The sequence below is a fragment of the Pantoea sp. SIMBA_079 genome, assembly GCF_046940275.1.
In the GTDB taxonomy this organism is placed as follows: Bacteria; Pseudomonadota; Gammaproteobacteria; order Enterobacterales; family Enterobacteriaceae; genus Pantoea; species Pantoea borealis.
In genome coordinates this window covers 1-601 of sequence record NZ_JAWRYR010000041.1, presented here as the reverse complement: position 1 = coordinate 601, position 601 = coordinate 1, and the positions used below count along the sequence as shown (strand labels likewise).

Below are 601 nucleotides of genomic sequence, written 5' to 3'. Positions count from 1 at the left end.
GAATACGTTCCCGGGCCTTGTACACACCGCCCGTCACACCATGGGAGTGGGTTGCAAAAGAAGTAGGTAGCTTAACCTTCGGGAGGGCGCTTACCACTTTGTGATTCATGACTGGGGTGAAGTCGTAACAAGGTAACCGTAGGGGAACCTGCGGTTGGATCACCTCCTTACCTGAAGATACCTTCCCGCGAAGTGCTCACACAGATTGTCTGATAGAAAGTAATGAGCAAGACGGCTGCGAAGTCGCGACACGATGTGTCCCCTTCGTCTAGCGGTTAGGACTCCGCCCTTTCACGGCGGCAACAGGGGTTCGAATCCCCTAGGGGACGCCACTTGCTTGGTGACAGGTGAAAGGTGTCTCCACGAAATATCTCAAAACTGACGGCGACGTCGAGTTTGAGATATTGCTCTTTAACAATCCGGAACAAGCTGAAAATTTGAAACGACCGCGTCCGGTCACCCTCCGTAATAAGGGTGGCAGAACGATGCGGCCGGGTCTCAAGATTATCGCGATTCACGAGCGTTCAAAACGCCTGTGGGTTGTGAGGTTAAGCGACCAAGCGTACACGGTGGATGCCCTGGCAGTCAGAGGCGATGAAGG

Annotated in this window: 1 protein-coding gene, 1 tRNA gene and 1 rRNA gene; all 3 read left to right on the top strand. The window is 53.7% G+C overall.

Annotation, left to right across the window (positions count from 1 at the left end; all coding sequences use genetic code 11):
• A 16S ribosomal RNA gene (locus SB719_RS18980) occupies positions 1-170 on the top strand; the annotation flags it as partial.
• An 87-nt stretch (positions 171-257) separates the two neighbouring features.
• Positions 258-332 (top strand) — tRNA-Glu (locus tag SB719_RS18975).
• Positions 333-347: 15 nt separating this feature from the next.
• Positions 348-601, top strand: a 254-nt coding sequence (locus SB719_RS18970; protein WP_412159580.1) for a hypothetical protein, incomplete at its 3' end; no start/stop codon positions are given.